Origin of the sequence: Ferruginibacter sp. (assembly GCF_014377975.1) — a bacterium.
GTDB lineage: Bacteria > Bacteroidota > Bacteroidia > Chitinophagales > Chitinophagaceae > Ferruginibacter.
The window spans coordinates 1-2,281 of sequence record NZ_JACMOO010000164.1 but is presented as its reverse complement, the minus strand read 5'-3'; the positions used below and the strand labels follow the sequence as shown (position 1 = coordinate 2,281).

Here is a 2,281-nt window from a genome sequence, read left to right as displayed (position 1 = left end):
ATGCAAAAGGAATATTGGATTATTTTAAAATTGGATTTAGTACCGGAAACATAACAGGGCCTTATGAGGTTAATATAGATGATATCTATATTTCTGATGGGCAAATGTTTTAAAGAAAAGAATTAAAAAAGCACCGGAAGCAATACCTCAATATTTTAAAAAAGCAATAACATATTTTTAATTTAAAAAATTAGATGTGCCACCGGCTCCCAGGAAAACTTGCAGGATTAAATACTCCTGCGACCGAAGTTTTACTAACTTTTACAGTCTTAAAATAGCACTACTTTTTAAGACTTTATTTTTTATGAAAACAATAAAATTAAAAAAATGAAAAAATTATCCAACACAGGTAAGATTTTTTATCTGCCGGTTATAGCAATGTTACTTTTTTGTAGTTGCAGTAAAACAACAGCTACTCGATTTGTTTACGTTCCGCCGGAGGCACCGGTTGTACCAACAACTGTTTATAAAGATTCAATAATGAACGGTGTTAATTTACAGCCATCTTATTATAATGGGGGCAATCCAAATTTTGGCTGGAGCTTAATGAAACAGCAAACAAAAATAAAAACGGTACGTATTGAGGTAGAACCAGATAAAGTAGCAATGGCAAAATCATGGATAATGCAAGCGAAGTCCAATGGATTTACTGTAATAGCAACCTACCACAAATACACGGTATTGGGTTCGGATGATGCTGCAGAATTAACAGCCGCTGCCAACTGGTGGAAAAATAATTATGCTGCACTTGGTGGAAATTTCACCATCAATATGATGAATGAATGGGGAAGCCATAATATTACAGCCGCAGCGTATGCCACTGCATATAATAATGCAATAGCCATTGTGCGCACAGTTTACCTTGGTGCAATTATAATTGACTTACCAGGATATGGGCAAGAAACCTATACTGGTTATCAAGCTTGTAAAACAAGTGTCCCGGTAATTTCAGATACGAATATTATCCTCTCCGCACATATTTATCCCAATGGATATAACCAGGGTAAAAACCGTAATGTACAGGTTTCAGATCTTGATGATTTATCCAGTACAGGCAGGCGTGGTATGATCGGAGAATTTGGCAATGGTGCCACAGGCACTACAGACTGGGCTGGTATTGTAGACTATGCCAAAACAAAAGGATGGCCGGTAATTGGTTGGTGCTGGAATGGCGACGGTGGTGGAATGAATATGGTTGATCCATCCTGGGCAACCAATGGCGCTGCAAGCACATTTACATTGAGTGCATACTTTCCTGTCATTTACAATAAATTATAACCTGTTCTGGTATCGTGCTCTTGGCACGATTTGTAAAATTACTTTTAGCTGCATCTTTTGCTTTGTAAACAAAAGATGTGGCTATTAAATTTAATAAAATAAGCTAATAAAATAGATTCAGTTGTTCTTGCAAGAAGTACACCATAGTTAATTAAATTGAGGTTTGTAAATGCTTACTAATATAAATATCAAATTATAACGGCTCCTGTCCGGGCTCTGAAATGCTAAAACATATTCCAGGTAGCATTCCATTTGCTGTGCCCATTTACTGTTTCCTTGGTCGGATTATTCGCCCATTTTTGAAGTCTCCCATCCGTGGTCCGGTGTCTCACCGACCACTGCTTCGGCTGTTGGTGAAAAACACCCAACAGGCGGCTTGCTGGGATAAGTTAGTTTTTTTTAATGCGTAGCCGTATAGCACCAACAAAGGTAAAAATACCGCAAATTTAAAGTGCTCTATCACCCCATCAACTCAACCACAAACTCACTCCCGACCCCTTCTTCGGTTATTACTTTTAATTCTCCGCCATGCCCCTTTGTTACAATATCATGACTTAACGATAAGCCCAGCCCGGTACCTTGCCCGGTTGGCTTGGTGGTAAAAAATGGCTGAAATATTTTATCTGCTATTTTTGCGGGGATGCCGTTGCCATTATCTTTTATATGGATGAAAATTTTATGGCCTGTTTTTTTGGTGGTTACCGATACCAATGGCTCATACAGCACTCCATCCAGTTTCTTTTTTTCATTAACGGCGTAAAAGGCATTGTTGCATAAATTAAGGATCACCCTTGCAATATCCTGCGACACAATAGTTGCTTTTTCAATGCTTATATCAAAGTTTGTTTGTATGGTGGAGTTGAAAGATTTGTCTTTTCCCCTGAACGCATTGTAAGAAAGGCGAAGCGATTCCTCCACTAAGGCATTGATGTTAGTGGGCTCTTTAATGCCATTGCCGCCACGGCTGTGTTGCAGCATCCCTTTTACAATGGCATCCGCACGT

The 2,281-nt window shown here is 38.7% G+C and carries 2 protein-coding genes; one reads left to right on the top strand and one right to left on the bottom strand.

Translation table 11 applies throughout. The features are described from left to right. Positions 1-327: 327 nt before the first annotated feature. Positions 328-1,278 (top strand): hypothetical protein, encoded by a 951-nt coding sequence (locus tag H7254_RS09440; protein ID WP_301932734.1) that lies wholly within the window; start codon positions 328-330, stop codon positions 1,276-1,278. A 459-nt stretch (positions 1,279-1,737) separates the two neighbouring features. Here H7254_RS09440 and H7254_RS09435 read toward each other — a convergent pair. Then, a partial coding sequence (locus tag H7254_RS09435; protein ID WP_301932733.1) for a sensor histidine kinase occupies positions 1,738-2,281 on the bottom strand: 544 nt, incomplete at its 5' end.